The sequence below is a fragment of the Coprococcus sp. AF19-8AC genome, assembly GCF_003603115.1.
In the GTDB taxonomy this organism is placed as follows: Bacteria; Bacillota; Clostridia; order Lachnospirales; family Lachnospiraceae; genus Coprococcus; species Coprococcus aceti.
The window spans coordinates 220,971-242,909 of sequence record NZ_QTMI01000004.1 but is presented as its reverse complement, the minus strand read 5'-3'; the positions used below and the strand labels follow the sequence as shown (position 1 = coordinate 242,909).

Genomic DNA, 21,939 nt, shown 5'->3' with positions numbered 1-21,939 from the left:
TTTATGTTTAGAAAGTCAAGTGATTATTTCATAAAGCACATTGAATAACATATTGATTTTTGGTAAAATTGTATATAAATGGGGTTTCCAGAAACTTATACTGGTTATTCCGCAAATGTACATATCAAGAAAGGCAGGGAGTAATTTATGAGAAGAAGTTATGGCAGACGAATGATCGCATTTCTCATGGCATTCATTATGGCATTGTCCGTATTGTTCCAGAGTGATATTGCGATCGGAGGGATTGCGCAGGTGCTGGCGGCACAGTCACAGAATGTGGCGACGGCCAGTGATGCGGAGAAGCAGAGTGATGTGGGGGATTCTGTTGCCACGCTGGCGGCGGATGATGCCATAGATCTGAATGCGGACGGATATTACTGTTATACGACAGCTACATCAGGCAAGACGTATTCAGGGAAAGCGATCACACTCCTGGCATCAGAGCTGGTGGTAAAGAAGATTGGAGATACGACCAACGACACGAAGCTGTCGTCAGATTATTATACTGTAGAGTACAGTAATAATGTTAATGTGGGTACAGCAACTGTTACGGTCAGGGGTAATGCTGATAAAAACTGCAGCGGAACTCTTACATGTACCTTTACTATAAAGGCAAAGAGCATAACCTCGACTGCACTTTTCTATATAGATGGAAAAGAGAAAGCGAACCAGCATAAAAATTGCAAAAATAAAATTTACACATATCAGGCTGGTGGTGTATGGCCGCAGATATATGTAAAGACAGCGAATACATCATCAGGACATTTCCTTACAGAAGGAACTGACTATGTTGTCGATTATTATAACAACGACGAGGAGTCAGAGGTAGTGGAGGATCCTCTTGGGGACGGCCCTAGAGTTGTAGTGTCCGCTGCAAAGAACAGCAATTATAAGATCGGTAGCGACGGTGAGTATTACATATACTACGGAATCAGCGCTGCAAACCTCAGTGATCAGGAGATATCACTGGAGGGTGATACATTTGTATATACAGGAAAACCTATAAAGCCGGCTGTTAAGATACTGGACAAGACCAACAACAAGTATCTGCACAGCATAGACGAGTGGGGTGCAAATGACTATGAGTACAAGGTTGAGTATACCAACAATACAGATGTTGGAACGGCGACTGTCACAATAACAGGAGCACCTACCAGATTCAAGGGAACTGTCACCAAGACTTTCCAGATCGTGGATCAGGGAACTGAGGTATACAGCATAGCAGACGCTGACGTTACGGTGGATGACGACCTTGTATATGACGGAACTGCCAAGACTCCAAGTCCGGTGGTTAAGTATAAGGGCACGACACTTGTCGAGGGCAAGGATTATAAGGTGTCATACTACACCAACAATACAAATGCATCCACATCCACATCTAAGCCATCACTGACTATATCAGGACTTGGTTCATATGTGGGTTCAAAGACGGTGAACTTCACCATCAAGCCTAGGAGCACGGAAAATCTCTCTGTAACATTTGATGATGCAGTGTTCAACACCGCAAACAACATAACGATACAGGTTTCTCCACAGAATATTTCTGTCAAGGATAGGGAACTTGGAACTACACTTAAGTTATCCCAGGATTTCTCATATGACTTCAGTGAGTATTGGAATGCCAAGGATTACAATGTAGGAACACATAAGTTTAATATAGTAGGTATTGGAAATTACACTGGAACTGTTCCATGTGAGTTCCAGATTGTTGCAGCGGATATATCCAAAGCTGTAATAACTGCCGATGACGCCGAGTACACAGGTTCTGAGGTGACCACAACCCTGTCAAAGGTCACATTCAGCAATACGGATCTTGTGGAGGGCGTTGACTACGAGATATCAGGTTATGAGAACAACGTGGAGATCGGAAATTCAGCCAGAGTCATGATCAAGGGTCTCGGCAATTTCCAGGGAACATGTGTAGGTACATTTGCGATAAAGACATCTAAGATCAGCATGAATGATGTGGAATTTTCCACGATATCATCGATGACATATACCGGAGCACAGTTGAAGCCGGATGTGACATTGACATACGACGGCAAGACACTTGTGGAGGGAACCGATTACTCTGTTGCTTACGGCGAGAATATCGTGCCGGGAACCAACAATGGTAAGGTTACATTTACAGGTATGGGAGACTATGCGGGTACTGTGTACAAATCATTTAACATACTTGCAAAGTCATTCTCAGGTGCCGATGTAAAGCTGACTGTGAATAAGTCCAGTTATGAATATACCGGAGAGAACATAAAGCCGGATATAACAATTACATACAACGGAATGACATTGGTTGAGGGAGTTAACTACACCTTCCCGTTCAGCTACAAGGAGACCGGAACATGGACAGTCATTGCCATGTCAGCATCGGTATATTATTCCGGTTCAAAGTCATTCCAGATCACTATAGTTGCTCCGTCAGGTGATATGGGCAAACTCACATATGAGGATATACCTGACCAGTATTATAACGGCGGCGAGGTGAAGCCGGAGCTTACCATTAAGAATGGCAGTTATGTTCTGAAGGAGGGAACAGACTTCACAGTCACCGACAGAAAGAACAATGACAAGGTAGGAACTTCTACTATTACTATAGAAGGAATGGGCTCATACAGCGGAACTAAGGTTCTTGAGTTCAACATTTTACCTAAGCCTCTTGAGGACTGCGATGTCAAAGATATATCCGACAGCCAGTACACAGGAGAGGCATTAGAGCCGGCAGTCACCATCAAGAATGGCAGTGTTGAGCTGGAGCAGGATGTAGACTATACGGTAGAGTACAGCAATAACACGGATGTGACAGATGAGGCCAAGGTCGTAATAAAGGCTGCAAATGATAATTATACAGGCGAGATCGTCAAGTATTTCAAGATAACACCTGTTTCAATCATTTCATCTTCAAGCGGAATGGGAATAACCCAGGCCGACCAGTCACAGATGTACACAGGTATGGCCATCGAACCGGTGATAAATGTAACCAGATACGTTAATGGTGAAATTATCAAGCTGGAGAGAGACAAGGACTATACTGTTGAGTATGCGAATAATATAGAGGTAACAGGTTCAGGAGAGAAGGCTTCGATCACTGTAACCGGTATAGGAAATTACACAGGACAGAAGGTTATACGTTTCGAGATAGAGAAGAGAGCTGTGTATAACTGTCAGATGGATGCTATAGCGGATCAGTTGTGGACAGGCTCAGCTATAACACCTGAGATCAATATATACAACGGTGAGATCAAGCTTGTTGAGAATGAGGATTACACAGTAGAGTATGCAGACAACACGGATGCCGGAAAAGCGTCAGTGACCATAACAGGCTGTGGTGATCATTACACAGGTCAGATTATCAAATACTTCAATATTACTAAGGAATTTATAGACATAAGCACAAGTGACAAGATCACTTTGACGGGACTTGAGGATCAGTCATACAACTTTGGCATGGCGGTCAGACCAAGCTTTACTCTGAGCTATGACGGCGAGGAGATGACAGCCGGATCAAACGGTGATTATACATATACCTTCAAGGACAACTATGAGGTCGGTACCGCAACACTTGTCATAACAGGTGTGGGCAAGTACAAGGGAACAAAGGAATACACGTTCAAGATTGCCAAGTATGACATATCAGGTGATACACTGATCATATCAGGCGACACATTTGAATATAGCGGTACTGCTATCAAGCCATCACTTGTGGCTGTGAAGGTTGGAACCGTCAATAGAATAACATCATTTGATGATTTCAATGTCACATACGGTGAGAATACAAATGTTGGAAATGGAAGTGTGACCATCACTCCAAAGGCGGACAGCAGCTATACAGGAGAGCTCACACAGAAATTTGTAATATACAAGAAGAGTATTACAGGTGCAACAGTTTCAGCTTCAAGTGTGACATACACAGGTAAGGCACAGACTCCTGCGGTGACAGTTACATGCAAGGACGGAATGGCAGTGCCTTCAGGAAGTTATAGCGTTGAGTATGCCAACAATATCAATGTTGGTACAGCTAAGATCACGGTAACAGCTCTGGAGGATGGCAATTTCGATGGAACCGCTACAGGAAGCTTCGAGATAAAGGCTATAGATATTGCCGGAGCCGATGTGGCTGATATAGCTGACCAGACATACACAGGCTCAGCGATAACACCGGATATAACAGTCAGCTACGATGGCACCGAGCTTGTTGAGGGTGAGGACTATGTTGTATCTTCATATGATAATAATGAGAATGTCAGCACGGCTTCAGCTAAGGCGTCGATAACCATAACTGGTAAGGGCGTATACAGCGGAACAAAGAAGATTGAGTTCAATATTGTTTCTGCATCAGTCAGCAAGGCAGTTGTAACAGGCGTTGAGGACAGTGTGGTATACACTGGCGCAGATATAACATTTGCAGGATTGGCAGTTACAGTGTCGGGCAGAAAGCTCACTGCTGCTGACTACACAGTGAAATATACAAATAACAGAAATGCTTCCACAACTGACAGCAAGGCAGAGATACTTATCACAGGTAAGGGCAATTACACCGGTGAGAAGATAGTTCAGTTCGTGATCGAGCAGAAGGATATAGCAGATTGCACAGTTCAGCCGATCAGCGCACAGATCTATACAGGAAAGGCTGTTGAGCCTGAAGTGACTGTCGCTGACGGTGCAAACACTCTTGTAAAGGGAACGGATTATACCGTTGCATACAGCAACAATATCAATGTCACAACAACCGAGTCAAAGGCTGTTGCTGATATAAGTGGAACAGGCAACTATAAGGGATCTGTGAAGGCAACATTTGATATTGCCAAGAAGATCGTCAAGATAACAGATGCGGATGTTGCTGATATAGCAGATCAGACATACCACATGGGAGATAAGATAGAGCCGGCTGCAACAGTCACAGTGGATGGCGTGAAGCTTGACGCTGACTGCTATATGGTAACTTATACAAACAATGTGAATGTCGGAACTGCGACAATGACAGTTACAGGTATCGCTGTACAGGGATATTCAGGAACTGTCGAGAAGACATTCAAGATACTTCCATTGTCTATTGCAAAGGCAGTGGCATCTAAGACTTATTCAGCGGTGTACACACCGGCTGGAACGACATTTACAGTGGAGAGCTTTGACATCACAGTTGATGGCAAGAAGTACACTGTGACGGACATGTCAGATTTCACTGTAACACAGAAAAACCTGATAAATGTTGGAACAGGAACAATAACAGTTACTGCAAAGGCTGACTGTAACTTTACAGGAAGCTTTGATATCGCAGCGACAATAACTGCAGCGAAGATAGAGGAGAGCTGGGCAAGCCTTGAGCAGACAGAGTTCAGCTATACCGGATCTGAGATAACTCCTGAGCCGGTTGTCAGAAGTGGAAATGTCATTCTCAAGAAGGATGTCGACTATACACTCAGCTACGACAGCAATGTGGAGTGTTCCGATAAGGCAAGCGTGATGGTGACAGGTACAGGTAACTATACAGGAGAGGTAAAGCTTCTCTTTACTATCTGTGCGAAGTCGCTCACGGGAGCAAAGGTAAGTGCTCAGGCACAGAGCTATACAGGTAAGCCGCTCACCACGAAGATCACAGTCGTACTTGGAGACGAGACACTTGTGGAGGGCCAGGATTATACAGTAGAGTATGTAGAAGGCGAAGTTACAAATGCAGGAACCGGTAAATTCAAGATCAAAGGCAAGGGCAACTATACCGGAGAGCTTGACGGCACATTTGTCATAAACGCGAGAAGTATAAATGCTGAGGGCATTACGGTTGCAGGTGTGGCAGATAAGACATACACCGGATCTGAGATAACACAGGATATAACAGTTAAGGATGGAGATGCGGTTCTCACAGAGGGAACAGATTACACTATCGACTATGAGAATAATGTCAATGCATCGACCACAGATTCAAAGGCTGCAGTTACAGTCAGAGGTAAGGGTAACTATGACAGCAGTACAACAAGACGTGTAGAATTTACAATTGGACAGAAGGATATAACAGATGCAGAGATAGACGGCGTGGATAGTTCAGTCGTATACACAGGAAAGGCTATTACATTTGATCAGGCTGTGCTCACTGTGGACGGTGTTAAGCTTGTAAATGGTGTGGACTACGAGACTGAATATGTCAACAATCTGAATGTATCTACTGCCAGCAGCAAGGCGAATATCATCTTCAGTGGAAAGGGTAATTATACAGGAAAAGCAAGCTGGACATTCACTATCACAGCAAAGAGCATAGAGGATTGTACAGTCAGTGATATTCCGGGACAGACCTACACAGGAAAGGCACTTACACCTGACATAACAGTCAAGGATGGCAGCAGAACTCTTGTGAAGGGCACGGATTATGATGTCGTATACAGCGACAATATTGAGGTGTCAACAGCAGACAAGCCGGCAAAGGCGGTTGTCACAGGAAAGGGCAACTACACCGGATCTGTACAGAAGACATTTATGATAGCAGAGAGAGTTATAGATATAACACCTGCGGTCATCTCGATAACAGACAAGGGACCATTTGTATATAACTATGGCAAGCAGATCACACCGGCTATATCAGTTACACTGGATGGAGAGGTGCTTCCAGAGAATGCGTATACAGTAAGCTATCAGAGCAATGTGAATGCCGGAAAGGCATACATAATCGTGACAGGAGCCGGAGAGTATCATGGAGTCGTAGAGACATCATTTACTATCGAACAGCTCGATGTGACAGGAGGAGTACTTGAGCTTGAGAAGGATGCTTACGGATATACCGGAAGCGAGATCAAGCCTGTAGTGACAGGAATCACTCTGGCTGGCGGCAGCATAGAGCCTGGCACAGATTTTGACGTGACATACAGCAACAATATAAATGTAGGCAGTGGAGAGATAGCTCTCACAGCCAGAAGCAGTTCAAACTATAAGGGAACAGTTACAGGCAAGTTTGCGATCACTGCGGCAGACATCACAGATGCCCAGCTCACGGTTGCCGATCAGACATACACAGGTGCTGCACTCAAGCCGACAGTGACAGTATATCTGGGACAGACAAAGCTTATAGAGGGAACAGATTACACAGTGGGATATGCTGACAATACCGATGCCGGAACAGCAACGGTTACTGTGAAGGGTATGGGCAACTATGCCGGAACAGTTAAGACGACCTTCAAGATCGCAGCAAGATCCATAAGTGCAGCAAAGATAACTGTTGCAGATCAGGTGTATACTGGAGCTCCGCTTACACCGGAGATAACAGTTACATTAGGTGGAAAGCAGATCGCAGACACCGAGTATGATGTTGACTACAGTGGAAATACCGATAAGGGTACAGCCACAGTGACGATAACAGGTAAGCACAATTACACAGGAACAGCATCAGAGACATTCACTATATCCGCAATGGATATAAGCAAGTGCGTGGTCTCACCTATAGCGTCTGTTGTATACGATGGAACAGCCCACAGTCCAAAGGTTACAGTCAAGAACGGAGAGATAGTTCTGACAGAGGGCAGTGATTATGACGTCACATACAGCGACAATGTAAGTGTTACAACAGACTCAAGAAAGGCAAAGGCAACTATCACAGGCCGTGGAAATTACACAGGTCAGTGTGTGGCTGAGTTTGAGATAACAAAGGCAGACTTTGCAGATGCAGTCATAACAGGAATACCTGAGAGTGTAGAGTATACCGGTGAGAGCATAGTCCTCACAGGATATGAGCTCACACTTGGAGATACAAAACTTGTAGAGAATCAGGATTACGTTGTTGAGTACACTGATAATAAGGAGATCGGAACAGCGACTGTCAGATTCATCGGAGCAGGCAATTACAGCGGTGAGAAGACTGCAGCCTTCAAGATAACAAAGGCAGATATAGCAAACTGCGAAATCAGCCCGATCCAGGGACAGACATGGACAGGTAAGGCCATAGAGCCGGTGCTCACCATAAAGAATGGCAGCGTCACCCTGAAGGCCGGAACAGACTATGAAGTTACATACAGCAACAATATAGACGAGACGGATGAGGCGAAGGCAGAGATCACCGGTATTGGCAACTATACAGGAACTGCTGTAGTCTACTTCTCGATAACAAGAAGCGTTGTGGATATAAACGGCGCTACAGTGTCGGCTATACCGGCGCAGACATATGCATTTGGCAAGGCTGTAACTCCTTCAGTCACTGTTATGTATAACGGAATTACACTGAAAGAGAATACAGATTACACCTTAACATATGAGAACAATATAAATGCTGGAACAGCATATGTGATCATAACCGGAACAAAGTATTACTCCAAGACAAAGAGAGTAAGCTTCGCCATCAACCCTGCGGACATATCAGCAGGCCGTGTGGTTATAGATCAGGGAAGCTTTGTGTACACAGGAAAGAGCCAGAAGCCTGAGGTTACAGGCATAGAGTTTGGAGATGTGATGATAACTGATATGGACAGCTTTGACATAAGCTTTGGCAGCAATGTCAATGTAGGAACAGCGTCAATCAGCGTATCAGCAAAGAGCAACACCAACTACAAGGGCAGCGTGACAGGTGAGTTTGCCATAACAGAGGCAGATCTGTCAGGCGCAGCAGTTGAGGTAGACGATGCGGTATATCAGGGAACACCTCTTACCCCGGCTGTCAGGGTAACACTTGGTACAGTGGTTCTGACAGAGGGCAGGGATTACACTCTGAGCTACAGCAGTAACACAAACGTAGGAAAGGGTACTGTAAAGATTACAGGAAGTGGCAATTATAAGGGAACCGTCAGTGCAGAGTTTGCTATAACAGAGAGAACGATCACTGATGCCGATGTGGAAGTCGCAGATCAGATCTACACAGGTAAGGAGCTCACTCCTGATGTGGAAGTAACACTTGGAGACAAGCTTCTGACAAACGGTGTGGATTACACAGTTACCTATGAGAAGAATGTCAATGTCGGCACGGCAAACGTTATAGTAAAGGGAACCGGCAATTATAAAGACACTATCACAAAGACCTTTAGAATAGCTGCAGCAGACATTTCAAGTGCAGTTGCGTATAAGATCAGTGATCAGACATATACCGGAAGTCCTATCACCCCGGCAGTGACAGTAAGCATGGCTGATGGAACAACACTGAAAGCCGGTGTTGACTATGAGGCTGAATACACAGGAAACACAGATGTTACGACAAAGGATGCACCTGCACAGGTGGTTATCACAGGAAAGGGCAACTATGTAGGAACCCTCAGAACAACATTTGCGATAGTACCTAAGTCACTTACAGGAGTCGCCATCAGCGGATACAGTGAGTCTGTGGCTTACACAGGTGCTGATGTGACATTTGCAGATATTATAGTTGCCGATGGAAGCGAGATCCTCACAGAGGGAATTGATTACAGGATCACATACACAGGCAACAAGGCAGTCACAACAGAGGATGGTACATACTTTACAGTAACAGGTACAGGCAATTACACCGGAAGCAAAGATGTACACTTTGTGATTACGGCAAAGGATCTCAGGGAATGTGATGTCGAGGAGATTGAAAGCCAGATATACACAGGAAAGGCCATAGAGCCGGAAGTAACGATAAGAAATGGTAATGTTCTTCTTGTGAGCGACGTTGACTATGATGTCACATATGAGTCGAATATAAAAGAGACTACAGAGACAACAAAGGCTAAGGCTATAATCACAGGAAAGGGCAACTACACAGGAAAGGTAACGAAGGAATTCGTTATAGGAAGAGTATTTACAGATATATCAAAGGCTGAGATAGAGGCTATTCCGGATCAGACATATACGTTCGGACAGGCCATAACCCCTGAAGTCAAGGTAAGCTTTGGAGGAAAGGCACTCACACTTAACACCGACTATACAGTGACTTATACCGATAATATTGATGCGGGAACTGCAACTGTAAAGATCATAGGTACAGGTGATTACAACAAGTCAGTTACAAAGACATTTGTCATAAAGCCGGCAGATATATCAAAGGCGTCAGTAGTTCTCAGGGGAACATCATTCACCTACACAGGTGAGGCGATTACACCTGCAGTGACAAGACTTAGCGTTCCTAATGGTGGTGTGACAGAGAGTATCACAGATCTCTCTTCATTCGCTGTGGAATACAGTGACAATACAGATGCCGGGACGGCAAAGGTTACTGTAAGTGCAGGAAAGGATACGAACTACACCGGAACTGCATCAACCACATTTACTATCACAAGAAAGAGCATAAGCGGTGCGGTCGTGAGCGTGGCAGATGCTGAGTACACCGGATCAGAGGTTATACCGGATGTAAAGGTAACTCTGGGAGATAAGGTGCTGACAGCAGGCGTGGATTACACGGTATCGGCTGAAAACAATGTAGAGGCAGGAGAGGACGCTCTGTTAAAGATCACCGGATGCGGTAATTATGAGGGCGTACTGAGCCAGACATTTGAGATCAGTGCAAAGAGCATAGACGGTGGAAAGTGCAGCATACCGGCTCAGGTATATATAGGATCTGCGCTGACACCTGATGTAGTTCTTGAGGTTGGAGGCAAGACTCTGACCAAGGGTGAGGACTACACAGTTACATACGCAGACAACATAGATGTCACAACGGCTGAGAAGAAGGCATCAGCGATCATCAAGGCCATGGGCAACTACACAGGAAAGCTCACAGTTTACTTTGACATCATGGCAAAGACTCTTACAGCAGCCGATGTTGACAGCATTGATGCTCAGGAATACACCGGCGAGGCGATAGAGCCAGTTGTGGTCGTAAGAAACGGAGACACAGTTCTTGTTGCGGGAAGAGATTACGATGTAACATACAGCAACAATACAGACAAGACTACAGAGGCGAGAGCAGTAGTCAAAGGTAAGGGTAACTATCAGGGAACCGTTACAAAGCTGTTTGAGATATGCGGAGCAAGCATAGCACCGGCGGTTGTGACAGGAATACCTGAGAGTGCAGAATATACAGGTGACAGCATAACCTTTAAGGACATAACAGTTGTGATGAATGGAAAGACACTTGTATATGGAACAGATTACACAGTAAGTTATGAGAACAATGTCAATGCAACCACTGAGGACAGCATGGCATACGTTATCATAAAGGGTAACGACAACTACGGTGGACAGATAAGAACAGCCTTCAGCATAACCCCAAGAAGTCTTGAGAAGTGCAAGGTCGATGCCATCGGAGGACAGACATATACAGGCAGGGAGATCACCCCTGAGGTTACAGTAAGAGATGGATCAAAGGTACTCGAAAATGGAAGAGACTACACGGTATCTTACAGTGACAATATCGAGGTGGGCAAGAATGCCAAGGCAGTTATAGAAGGTAAGGGCAACTACACCGGACAGCTTACAGCAGAGTTCACCATCGCAAAGGAAGTGCTCGACATTTCAAATGCGGTGATAAGTGATATCGCAGATCAGTATTACAACTTCGGTGAGGAGCTCACACCTGCACTCAGTGTAAATCTTGGAGGAAGAAAGCTTACAGAGAATGTTGATTACAGCGTAACCTACACTGATAACATTGAGGCCGGTACGGCTACAGCTACAGTGAAGGGAATCGACCAGAATAAGGGCGAGGTAAGTAAGACATTCAAGATCCTTCCTATAGATATAACAACTGCAGAGATCGCACTTGTGAAGGATTCATATGGTTTCACAGGAGATGCGGTAACAGCAGATGTAGAATCGATAACAGTCACAAGAAATGGAGTTAAGAAGGTACTCACAGATCTCGCAGGATTTGAGATCACATGTACAGACAATGTAAATGTCGGTACGGCTACAGTTAAGATCGCCGCAGGCGAAGGCCAGAGCTATACAGGAAGCACAAGCACATCCTTCAGGATCGTTGCAGCTTCAATAGAGCAGGCAGAGGTCAGCGTTGACAGTGCAGTATATACGGGAAGCGCAATCACTCCTGTATGCAGAGTAGTTCTCGGAGGAAAGACTCTTGCAGAGGGCGTTGACTACAAGGTAACAGTTTCAGGCAATGTGAATGTTACTGACAATGCACTGGTTACTATAGAGGGAACCGGAAATTACACCGGAAAGCTCTCACAGAAGTTCAGCATAACTCCTAAGAGGATATCACAGGCTGAGGTAAAGGCCGATGATGCTGAATACACAGGAAGCGCAGTTACGACAACAGTCAGTGTAGTCCTTGATGGAAAGACTCTTGTTCAGGGAACTGACTATAAGCTCAGCTACAGCGACAATGTGAATGTCACATCTGACACAGCAAAGGCTGTTGTGACAGTGACAGGAACAGGCAACTACACAGGAACAGTCCAGGGAGAGTTCTCTATAACTCCTATGGATATATCAAAGCTTGACATACCGGAGATACCAGATCAGACATACGGCGGTCAGGCAGTAAAACCTGAACTGAGAATTGTAAATGGCAACAATGTCCTCTCAGAGGGCACTGATTACACAGTGGCATACGAGAACAACGATTTGGTTACAGACAAGGCCAGCGCTATTATCTCAGGTAGAGGAAGCTACAAGGGATCAGTGACCAGAACATTTGCTATAAAGGCATACAGCATAGATAATGCAGAGATAAGTGGAATCCAGGATGCGGTAGTATTTACAGGAGATGCCATTGAATTTGCAGATATAGCAGTTGTAGTAAACGGCAGGACACTTGTGAACGGTACGGACTACACAGTAAGCTACGAGAACAACCTGAACGTTACAGATGAGAAGAATCCTGCATATGTGATCATAAAGGGCACAGGAAACTACGGCGGACAGGTTAGAACAGCATTTGCCATAACAGCTAAGAATATCGGCAGATGCAGCATTGATCCGATTGGCGGACAGATATACACAGGTAAGGCGGTTGAGCCTGAGATCACAGTCAGAGATGGCGCAAGGATACTGGAGGCCGGAAAGGATTATGACATTACTTACAGCAACAACACAGAGGTGACAGACAGTGCTGAGGTCACCATAACAGGTAAGGGCAACTACAGAGGCAGCAACAGTGCGGTATTCACCATCGCACAGGAGGTTGTGGATATATCAAAGGCTGTAATGAGCAAGGTCGATGACCAGTATTACAACTTTGGAAATGCCATAAGACCAGAGGTTACACTTACATATGGCGGCAAGACATTGACACAGGATGTGGACTACGAGCTTGTATACATCGACAATATCAATGAAGGTACGGCGACGATACAGGCAAATGGTATCAACAAGAACACAGGCTCGGTGAGCACAACATTTGCCATAAAGCCAGTAGATATAACAACTGCTGAGGTTGTACTTGAGAATGACTCATTTGAGTACACGGGATCAGAGATCAGACCTGCAGTTAAGATGATAACAGTAAGCAGGGATGGCCAGGCGACGGCAGTGACATCTATGACAGCATTTGATGTGACATACACGGACAATACAAATGTCGGAACTGCTGGTGCGGTTATAAAGGCAGCAAAGGGAAGCGGATTTACAGGATCTGTGACAAAGAAGTTTGAGATCACAGAGGTGGATATCGCACAGGCTGTAGTTTATGTGGAAGACCATGTGTACACAGGAAGTGCAGTAAAGCCTGCATATACAGTGACACTTGATGGCAAGAAACTCACTGCGGGAACAGATTTTAATGTGGTGTTCAGCAACAATGTAAATGTTGGAACAGCAGCCATCCTCACAGTGACCGGTACAGGAAACTACAAGGGAACAGTTGTCGCATACTTTGCGATAACTGCAAAGGATCTGAGCAAGGCAGATGTGAATGTCCAGTCATCAGTTTACACTGGAAAGCCACTTACACCGGCTGTGACAGTAACTCTCGATGATGAGATATTAAATGCAGACATTGATTATGTTGTTTCTTACAGCAACAATGTAAACGCTACGACAGCAAAGTCAAAGGCGACTGTGACCGTCAAGGGAACAGGAAACTATCAGGGCACTGTGACTGCAACATTCGACATTGAGCCAAAGGCGATCGATGAGGCGAAGATCAATGATATACCGGATCAGATGTACAGCGGCAGCGAGATCAGACCGGATGCAAAGGTGACACTCGATGGAGTACAGCTTGTTGCAGGAACGGACTACACTGTGACATATGAGAACAACATAGAGGTTTCAGATTCAGCCAAGCTTATCGTAACCGGTAAGGGCAATTACAAGGGAACTGTAGAGAAGAACTTCAGTATAAAGAGTCTCACTCTTGAGGACGCAGAGGTATCAGGTATACCAGCCGGCACAGAATACACAGGAAAGGCCATAACATTTGGCGAGGTCGTTGTGACACTGGGCGGAAAGAAACTGTCCGAGGATGAGGATTACACAGTAGAGTATAAGAACAATGTAAACGTGACAGACAGTGCGGAGGTTGTGATAACAGGTATCGGCAATTACAGCGGAGAGCTGAGCAGAACATTCAAGATCACAGCTAAGGACATAAGCAAGTGTAGCGTCGATGCGATTGGCGGACAGGTATACACAGGAAAGGCTGTAACACCTAAGGTCACAGTGAGAGACGGAGCACAGGCTCTCGTGTCTGGAACAGATTACAAGACAGAGTACAGCAACAACATAAATGAGACAACGGCCAGCTCGAAGGCTGAGATCAAGATCACAGGATCTGGTAACTACACAGGAAGCATAACAGTGAACTTCACGATATCTAAGAATCTTGTGGATATATCCAAGGCTGTGATAAGCAAGATCAGTGATCAGCTTTACAACTTCGGCCAGCCGCTCACACCGGATGTGACAGTTACATTTGGTGGAAAGACACTTGTATACGGCGAGGATTACGCACTTGTATATGTGGACAACATCGATGAGGGTGTGGCAACCGTAACAGTTAGAGGTATCAATTCAAATACCGGATCTTTATCGGCTAAGTTTAACATCAATCCCGTCGATATAAGTGATGGACAGATAGCTCTTGATGCATCCGAGTATATGTATACAGGAACAGCAGTAAAACCGGTGATCAATTCATTTACAGTGAAGAGAGCTGGAAAGACAGTGACAGTTACTGATTTTGACAACCTTGAGATCAGCTACTCGTCAAATACAAATGTTGGAACAGGTAAGGTTACTATAAAGGCACTTGAGGGTGAAGGCTTCACAGGAAGTGTCAGCAAGACATTTGCAATAGTAGGTGCTTTAGTCGACAATGCTTCAGTAAAGGTTGGAAACGGAGTTTATACGGGTGAAGCTGTAACTCCGGATCACACAGTTACACTCGGAGGCAGGACACTTGTTGAGGGACGCGACTACAGAGCAGACTACAGCAACAATGTGAACGTGACAGACAGTGCAGTGCTCACCATCACAGGTATGGGTAACTACAGTGGAAGCACCACAGCAAGATTTAAGATAAGTGCCAGAAATCTTGCAGATGCAGACATTACGGTGGCATCGGCAAGATACACAGGAGATCCACTTACACCTGCAGTTACAGTTTCACTTGGCGGAACAGCTCTTGTGGAGGACAGAGACTTTACAGTTTCATACAGTGACAATGTGAATGTCACAACAGACACAGATAAGGCAGGCGTTACCATCACAGGTATAGGCAACTACACTGGAACGGCGGTTGAGAAATTCGATATCGCAGCCAGAGACATATCTCTTGCAGAGATAAAGGACATCGACAGACAGAATTATACCGGTAATGCGGTTACACCAAAGCTCACGGTTGTTGACGGACAGAGAGAGCTTGTGGCAGGCAGGGATTACACCGTAAGCTACAAGAACAATGTCGAGGTGACAACGGCAGCAGTTGCGGTGATAACAGGAAAGGGCAATTATTCAGGAGCTGCCAGCAAGCTGTTTGCTATTGGCGGTGCTGATATTGCAGATGCAGATATAACAGGTATAAAAGACAGCGTAACCTACACAGGAAAGGCAATAACATTTGCCGGACTTAAGGTAACATACGGCGACGATGTACTTGTGGCAGGAAGAGACTACACTGTATCATACAGTGGAAATAAGAACGTGACGGACAAGGCAAGTGTTACCATCACAGGTATTGGCAACTACACAGGAAGTGTTAACAGATACTTTGCTATAACAAGAAGAAATCTTGCAGACTGTCATGTGAGCGAGATCGAGGGTCAGATTTACACAGGCAAGAAGATAGAGCCGGAGCTCACAATTACATATGGAGATCTGGTGCTTGTAGAGGGTGTTGACTACGAGATCGAGTACAGCAATAATATTGAGCCTACAGCAGGCGGACAGCCGGCAAAGGCAATAGTAACAGGTAAGAGAAGCTACACAGGAACTGTGGAGAGAGAATTTACCATTACAAAGGATCCTGTAAATATAAGCGGAGCCAAGATCAGTGCAATACCTGATCAGGAGTTTGCAAAGAAGAATATCACACCTGCGGTAAATGTTACATACGGTGGCAAGACGCTTGTACAGGGAACTGATTACAAGGTTTCATACATCAATAACTATAATGTTGGAACTGCCACAGTGACGATCACAGGATATGGAGACTACGTAAGTTCTAAGACGGCAACTTTCGAGATCGTCAAGAGAGACGTAACAGGTTATGTAGCAGAGCTTTCAAAGAGCAGCATGACATACACCGGAAAGGCACTCACTCCATCAGTTACAGCTATTAACAGCAGTGACGGAGCATTTGTGCTTGACGATGAAGATATCGCGGGCTTCATAGTGAGATATGCTTCAAATGTAAACGTTGGAACAGCAACGGTTACAGCTACAGCAGGAAGCCGGTCTAACTACACAGGAAGTGTGACAGCAACATTTGCCATAACAGCGGCATCAATCGATAATGCAGTAGTTGTGGCAGAGGATACGGAATACACAGGAAAGCCGGTAACTCCAGCCGTTACAGTGACAGTCAACGGTGTTGTGTTATCAGCAGCGGATTACACAGTGGCTTACAGTAACAACACTGAGGTCGGAACCGCAGAGGTAAGCATAACAGGAAAGGGCAACTACACCGGAGAGACAACAGGTACATTTGAGATAACAGCAAGAAGTATCAAGAACTGTACAGTTGAGTGCAGCACATCGATCGAGTACACAGGAAACCAGCTCATACCTGTTGTAAAGGTAAAGAATGGTGATGTGGAGCTGACAGAGGGAGTTGACTACATACTCAGCTTCGATATGAACACAGATGTGACAGGACGCGCAAAGGTGGTTGTGACCGGTAAGGGCAACTACAAGGATTCAGTGACAAGATACTTTGCAATTACAAAGAAGAGTATCGCTGGAGCTGAGATCAAGGGTATTACAGGAAAAGTATTCACAGGTAATGCAATAACACAGGATATTGAAGTTGAACTGGATGGACAGAAACTCAGCCAGGGAACGGACTATACTGTGAAGTACGAGAACAATGTTCATGTAGGAACAGCAGTCATAACAATAACAGGTGCAGGCAACTACACAGATTCTGTAAAGAAGAGCTTTGTGATAAGCAAGGCAGATATAAGCAACACGGCTGTTATAAACGGAATTGAGTCCGAGGTTATATACAAGGGCACAGCATTTAAGTTTGATAATGTCACGATAACATGGGGAACAAATGTGCTGAAGGAAGGCAGAGATTATACGATCACATACCAGAACAACAGCGGAATCACCATGACGAGAACAAGTAAGGCTTCAGTCACTGTGAAGTTCATGGGCGACTACAAGGGAAGCGTTACAAAGCAGTTCAGGATCAAGGCATTTGACATATCAAAGGCAACCGTATCAGCGATAGCAGACAAGACCTACACAGGATCAGCGATCAAGCCGGCGGTTACAGTTAAGATCGGCAGTACAGTGATAAATCCAAAGGAGTACACGGTTGAGTACAGCAACAACGTGAAGCCGGGTGTTGCAAGTGTTACGATCACAGGACTTAACAACTTCTACGGAACAAAGAAGGTTACATTCAACATCCTTCCTGCAAAGGTGAAGAACCTTGCGGCAAGCGGTGAGACAACAACATCACTGAAGCTATCATGGAGCAGCAGTGCATATGCCCAGGGATATGAGGTGTACAGATATGATACAGGTAAGAAGACATATGTGAAGGTTGCAACAGTGACGGGCACAAGCAGCAATATCACAGGTCTGGCCGCGGGAACTGATTACAAGTTAGCGGTATCAGCATATGTGAAGTCGTCAGGCAAGACACTGTATAGCGAGAAGACAGTCATAAATGCAGCAACAAAGCCAGCTAAGGTTTCAGGTATTTCATTCAGCAGCAGGGCAGAGAAGTCGATAGCGCTCAAGTGGAATACAGTTAAGGGAGCTACAGGCTACAAGGTATACAGACTTGTAGCAAAGGACAATTACAAATATCTTGGTTCGACATCAAAGACAGCTTATAATGTAAACGGTCTGACTGGAAGTACAGCTTACACATTCAAGGTAGTTGCATACAAGAAGGTCGGCAGCAAGGAGCTCGTTGGTGAGGATGCTACAGCAAGGATCATGACAACGCCATCGGCAGTCAAGAATCTTAAGATCAGTGCCAGAAGCAATGCATCGATAACGATGAAATGGAGCAAGGTAAACAACGCTGATGGATACATAGTTTACAGATACCGCGGCAACAGAGCAGTCAAGATCAAGACCATCACAAGCAAGTCAAAGGTCGTATTTGTAAGCTCAAAGCTCAGTGCCGGAACAACGTATAAGTACAGAGTTGTGGCATACAAGAAGGATGGAAAGGCGATCGTAGAGAATGCCGGAACATATGTATCAGGATTTACACTTCCTGCAACACCTGTTGTATCAGCGAAGGCCGGAGTCAAGCAGGCGAAAATTGCATGGAAGAGAGCCAAGGGAGCAACAGGTTACATCGTATACATGTCAACATCAAAGCGTGGCACGTATAAGGCTGTTGCAACCATAAGAAAGGCAGGAACTACTTCATACACCAAGAAAGGCCTGAAGAAAGGCAAGACATATTACTTCAAGGTGCGTGCATTTAACAAGTCAGGTAAGACAACATATAAGAGTTCATACTCAACAGTAAAGAAGATCGTTGTCAAATAGTGACTGACAGTTAGATAAGGGAAAGCCGGAAATAAAACTATAAAAAGCATCCAACCGGGTGAGCCTGGAAACAGGCTTATCTGGTGGATGCTTTTTTGTTATCTATGAGGCGGAGGAATCTGTCCGCCTGAGAGATGATAAAGTCCTTAAGTGCTTTATATGGAAATACATTCGTTGTATTATTGCCTACATCGGTGCCTATGGAGGTGAATGAGTCGAGATCACTCCGCAGTCTGCTCTGTGAGAAACATAGACATTTTTTTATGGTCATATCAGGTGATGAAACCTTCGGTATGATCGGTGAGAAATCCCTGATAAACAATGGATTTGTCACATTGTAATCACCGTAGAAAAACTGTTCTGAGAAGAAATCCCGGAATGGGATGCACCTTCCCTCCGGCTGCATGCTGAGCTCGTGCATTCGGACATGGTCTATGTCGCGTGTCACACAGGTGGGAGTGTTATCGCCTGCCTCAAACTGAAAATATTGCGGCCAGAATTCCTCCACATAGGCGGCGTCCATCATGAGATGGGCAAGTATGCCAAGGTCGGCAGGTGTCATAGCTTCCACTGGATATTCTGACAATATGTGATCGATGTCCGGATATTTTGTTATGAGATCGTTCTGCCATTCCGGCCTGAAATGTGTCAGGGCTTTGTCCGTAACCGCATCTGGAAGAACGCAGCCCAGCAGGAAATCATTCAGCAGCTCCGGTTGGGATTCATTTGAAATATGAAGTTTATCTGCGATGTATCTGCCCTCGCACAGGTGTATTATGTATCCCGGCATTGCAGCCCTCCCATATAGAATATATTTGTCAATTTGTAAAAAAGTGTACCCCCGGAGCCCCCGTAATGTCAATAAAGACAATTTCATACAAACAGTTTACTTGACTTATAATTTGTTAGGCGGTAAAGTCATAGATGGATAAATGGGATATCCATATCAGAGTAAAAGGAGAAACGTGTTGAATAACGATTACAACAAAGAACAAAACGACAAGAATGACGACAACAAGAATAATGGCAACAAAGGCAAAAACAGGAATGTCATGGTTCTGCTTGTCATCTCGGTGATATTGACACTGCTGTGCTGGAGAGCATACGACAAGATCACAAATGGAACGAAAAAAGAGATCCCGTACAGCGGATTTGTGGAGATGCTGGATTCGGGAGAGGTGGACAATGCGGAGATATATGCCAAAAAGATCAAATTTACCTCAAAGGAGTCTGATGGAACTCTGGACAAGAACACCTATGTGACTGTGAGGATAAGCGACGATAAGCTGGCAGACCGACTTAAGACGGCCCATGAGAAGTATGCCACAACATATGAGGGAAAAGACGAGAGCGGTTCAGCCATGGTCGGAACGATACTTTCATATGTGGTAATGATAGCTGCATTCTATCTGTTTCTTTCGCTCGTGACAAGGCGGAGCGGAATGATGGGCTTTGGCAAATCTAACGCAAAGGTATATATGGAGAAGAAGACCGGAGTCACATTTGCAGATGTTGCAGGTGAGGACGAGGCAAAGGAATCCCTGACTGAGATGGTCGACTTCCTTCACAACCCTAAGAAGTATATGGCTATAGGTGCAAAGCTTCCAAAGGGAGCACTGCTGGTCGGCCCTCCGGGAACCGGAAAGACACTTCTGGCAAAGGCTGTTGCCGGAGAGGCAAACGTGCCATTTTTCTCCATGTCGGGATCAAGCTTCGTGGAGATGTACGTGGGAGTCGGAGCATCGAGAGTCAGAGACCTGTTCAAACAGGCATCTGAGATGGCTCCTTGTATAATATTCATAGACGAGATAGATGCCATAGGCCAGAGCAGAGACAGCGTGAGGGGCGGTGATTCGGAGAGAGAACAGACACTGAACCAGCTTCTTGCCGAGATGGATGGATTTGACACATCCAAGGGAATAGTGATACTGGCTGCAACCAACAGGCCGGAGACACTTGACAAGGCACTCCTGAGACCGGGAAGATTTGACAGAAGAGTAATAGTTGAGAAGCCGGATCTTCAGGGTAGAATAGACACGCTGAAGGTACACTCCAGAAATGTCAAGATGGATGAGACTGTGGATCTCCGTGAGCTTGCGCTTGCCACAGCAGGTGCGGTTGGAGCAGATCTCGCCAACATAATAAATGAGGCGGCGCTCACTGCGGTCAGATCCGGAAGGAGCATGGTTTCACAGGCTGATCTGATTGGTGCGGTGGAGCTTGTATTTGCAGGAAAAGAGAAGAAGGGCAAGCTGCTCGGCGACCAGGAGAAGAAGGTCGTTGCATATCATGAAGTTGGACATGCTCTTCTGGTTGCTCTCCAGAAGCACACTGAGCCTGTTCAGAGAATTACAATAGTTCCTAGAACGATGGGTTCTCTGGGATATGTATGGCAGGTGCCTGAGGAAGAGAAGTATATGGAGACCAAGGCTGAGCTTGAGGCGAACATTGTGACGACCCTCGGCGGAAGAGCTGCAGAGGAATTGAAATTCGAGTCAGTGACCACCGGCGCGGCAAATGATATAGAGCAGGCGACCAAGACAGTGAGAGCGATGATAACCATGTACGGAATGTCAGACAAGTTCGGACTCATGCAGCTTGAGACTGTTCAGGGAAAATATCTCGACAGAAATGCAGTGCTCCAGTGTTCAGACAAGACTGCTGCAAAGGTCGATGAGGAGATTAGGAATCAGCTCAAGAAGGCATATGATGAGGCCAAGAAGCTTCTCTCAGAGCACATGAATGCGTTGGATGCCATCGCACAGTATCTGATAGAGAAGGAGTCGATAACAGGCCAGGAGTTCATGGAGATATTCAACAGAGTTGAAAATGCTGAACAAAATGTTGAACAGGAATAAAAACAAAACAGCAAATTAATCAATAAAAAATAGAAGCCGGGGCTGGCAAAAAGCTCCGGCTTCTATTTTTTCTATA

The 21,939-nt window shown here is 45.3% G+C and carries 3 protein-coding genes; 2 read left to right on the top strand and 1 reads right to left on the bottom strand.

Features of this window, described 5'->3' with window-relative positions:
* The first annotated feature begins 147 nt into the window (after nucleotides 1-147).
* Entirely contained in the window at nucleotides 148-19,005 is an 18,858-nt protein-coding gene (locus DWX57_RS11485; RefSeq protein ID WP_120124279.1) for a fibronectin type III domain-containing protein, read from the top strand.
* Nucleotides 19,006-19,081: 76 nt separating this feature from the next.
* Here the strand turns inward: DWX57_RS11485 and DWX57_RS11480 are convergent, their stop codons facing one another.
* Nucleotides 19,082-19,795, bottom strand: coding sequence for a hypothetical protein (locus tag DWX57_RS11480; RefSeq protein WP_120124276.1), 714 nt, complete (start codon nucleotides 19,793-19,795; stop codon nucleotides 19,082-19,084).
* A gap of 262 nt (nucleotides 19,796-20,057) precedes the next feature.
* Between DWX57_RS11480 and ftsH the strand changes: the two genes are divergently transcribed.
* Nucleotides 20,058-21,863, top strand: a complete 1,806-nt coding sequence (ftsH, locus tag DWX57_RS11475) for an ATP-dependent zinc metalloprotease FtsH (RefSeq protein WP_117549473.1) — start codon at nucleotides 20,058-20,060, stop codon at nucleotides 21,861-21,863.
* Nucleotides 21,864-21,939 lie beyond the last annotated feature (76 nt).

Bases quoted from the DNA above. Each gene is read 5' to 3' on its own strand.
- DWX57_RS11485 (WP_120124279.1), top strand. From the start codon at position 148: ATGAGAAGAAGTTATGGCAGACGAATGATCGCATTTCTCATGGCATTC.
- ftsH (WP_117549473.1), top strand. From the start codon at position 20,058: ATGGTTCTGCTTGTCATCTCGGTGATATTGACACTGCTGTGCTGGAGA.
- DWX57_RS11480 (WP_120124276.1), bottom strand. From the start codon at position 19,795: ATGCCGGGATACATAATACACCTGTGCGAGGGCAGATACATCGCAGAT.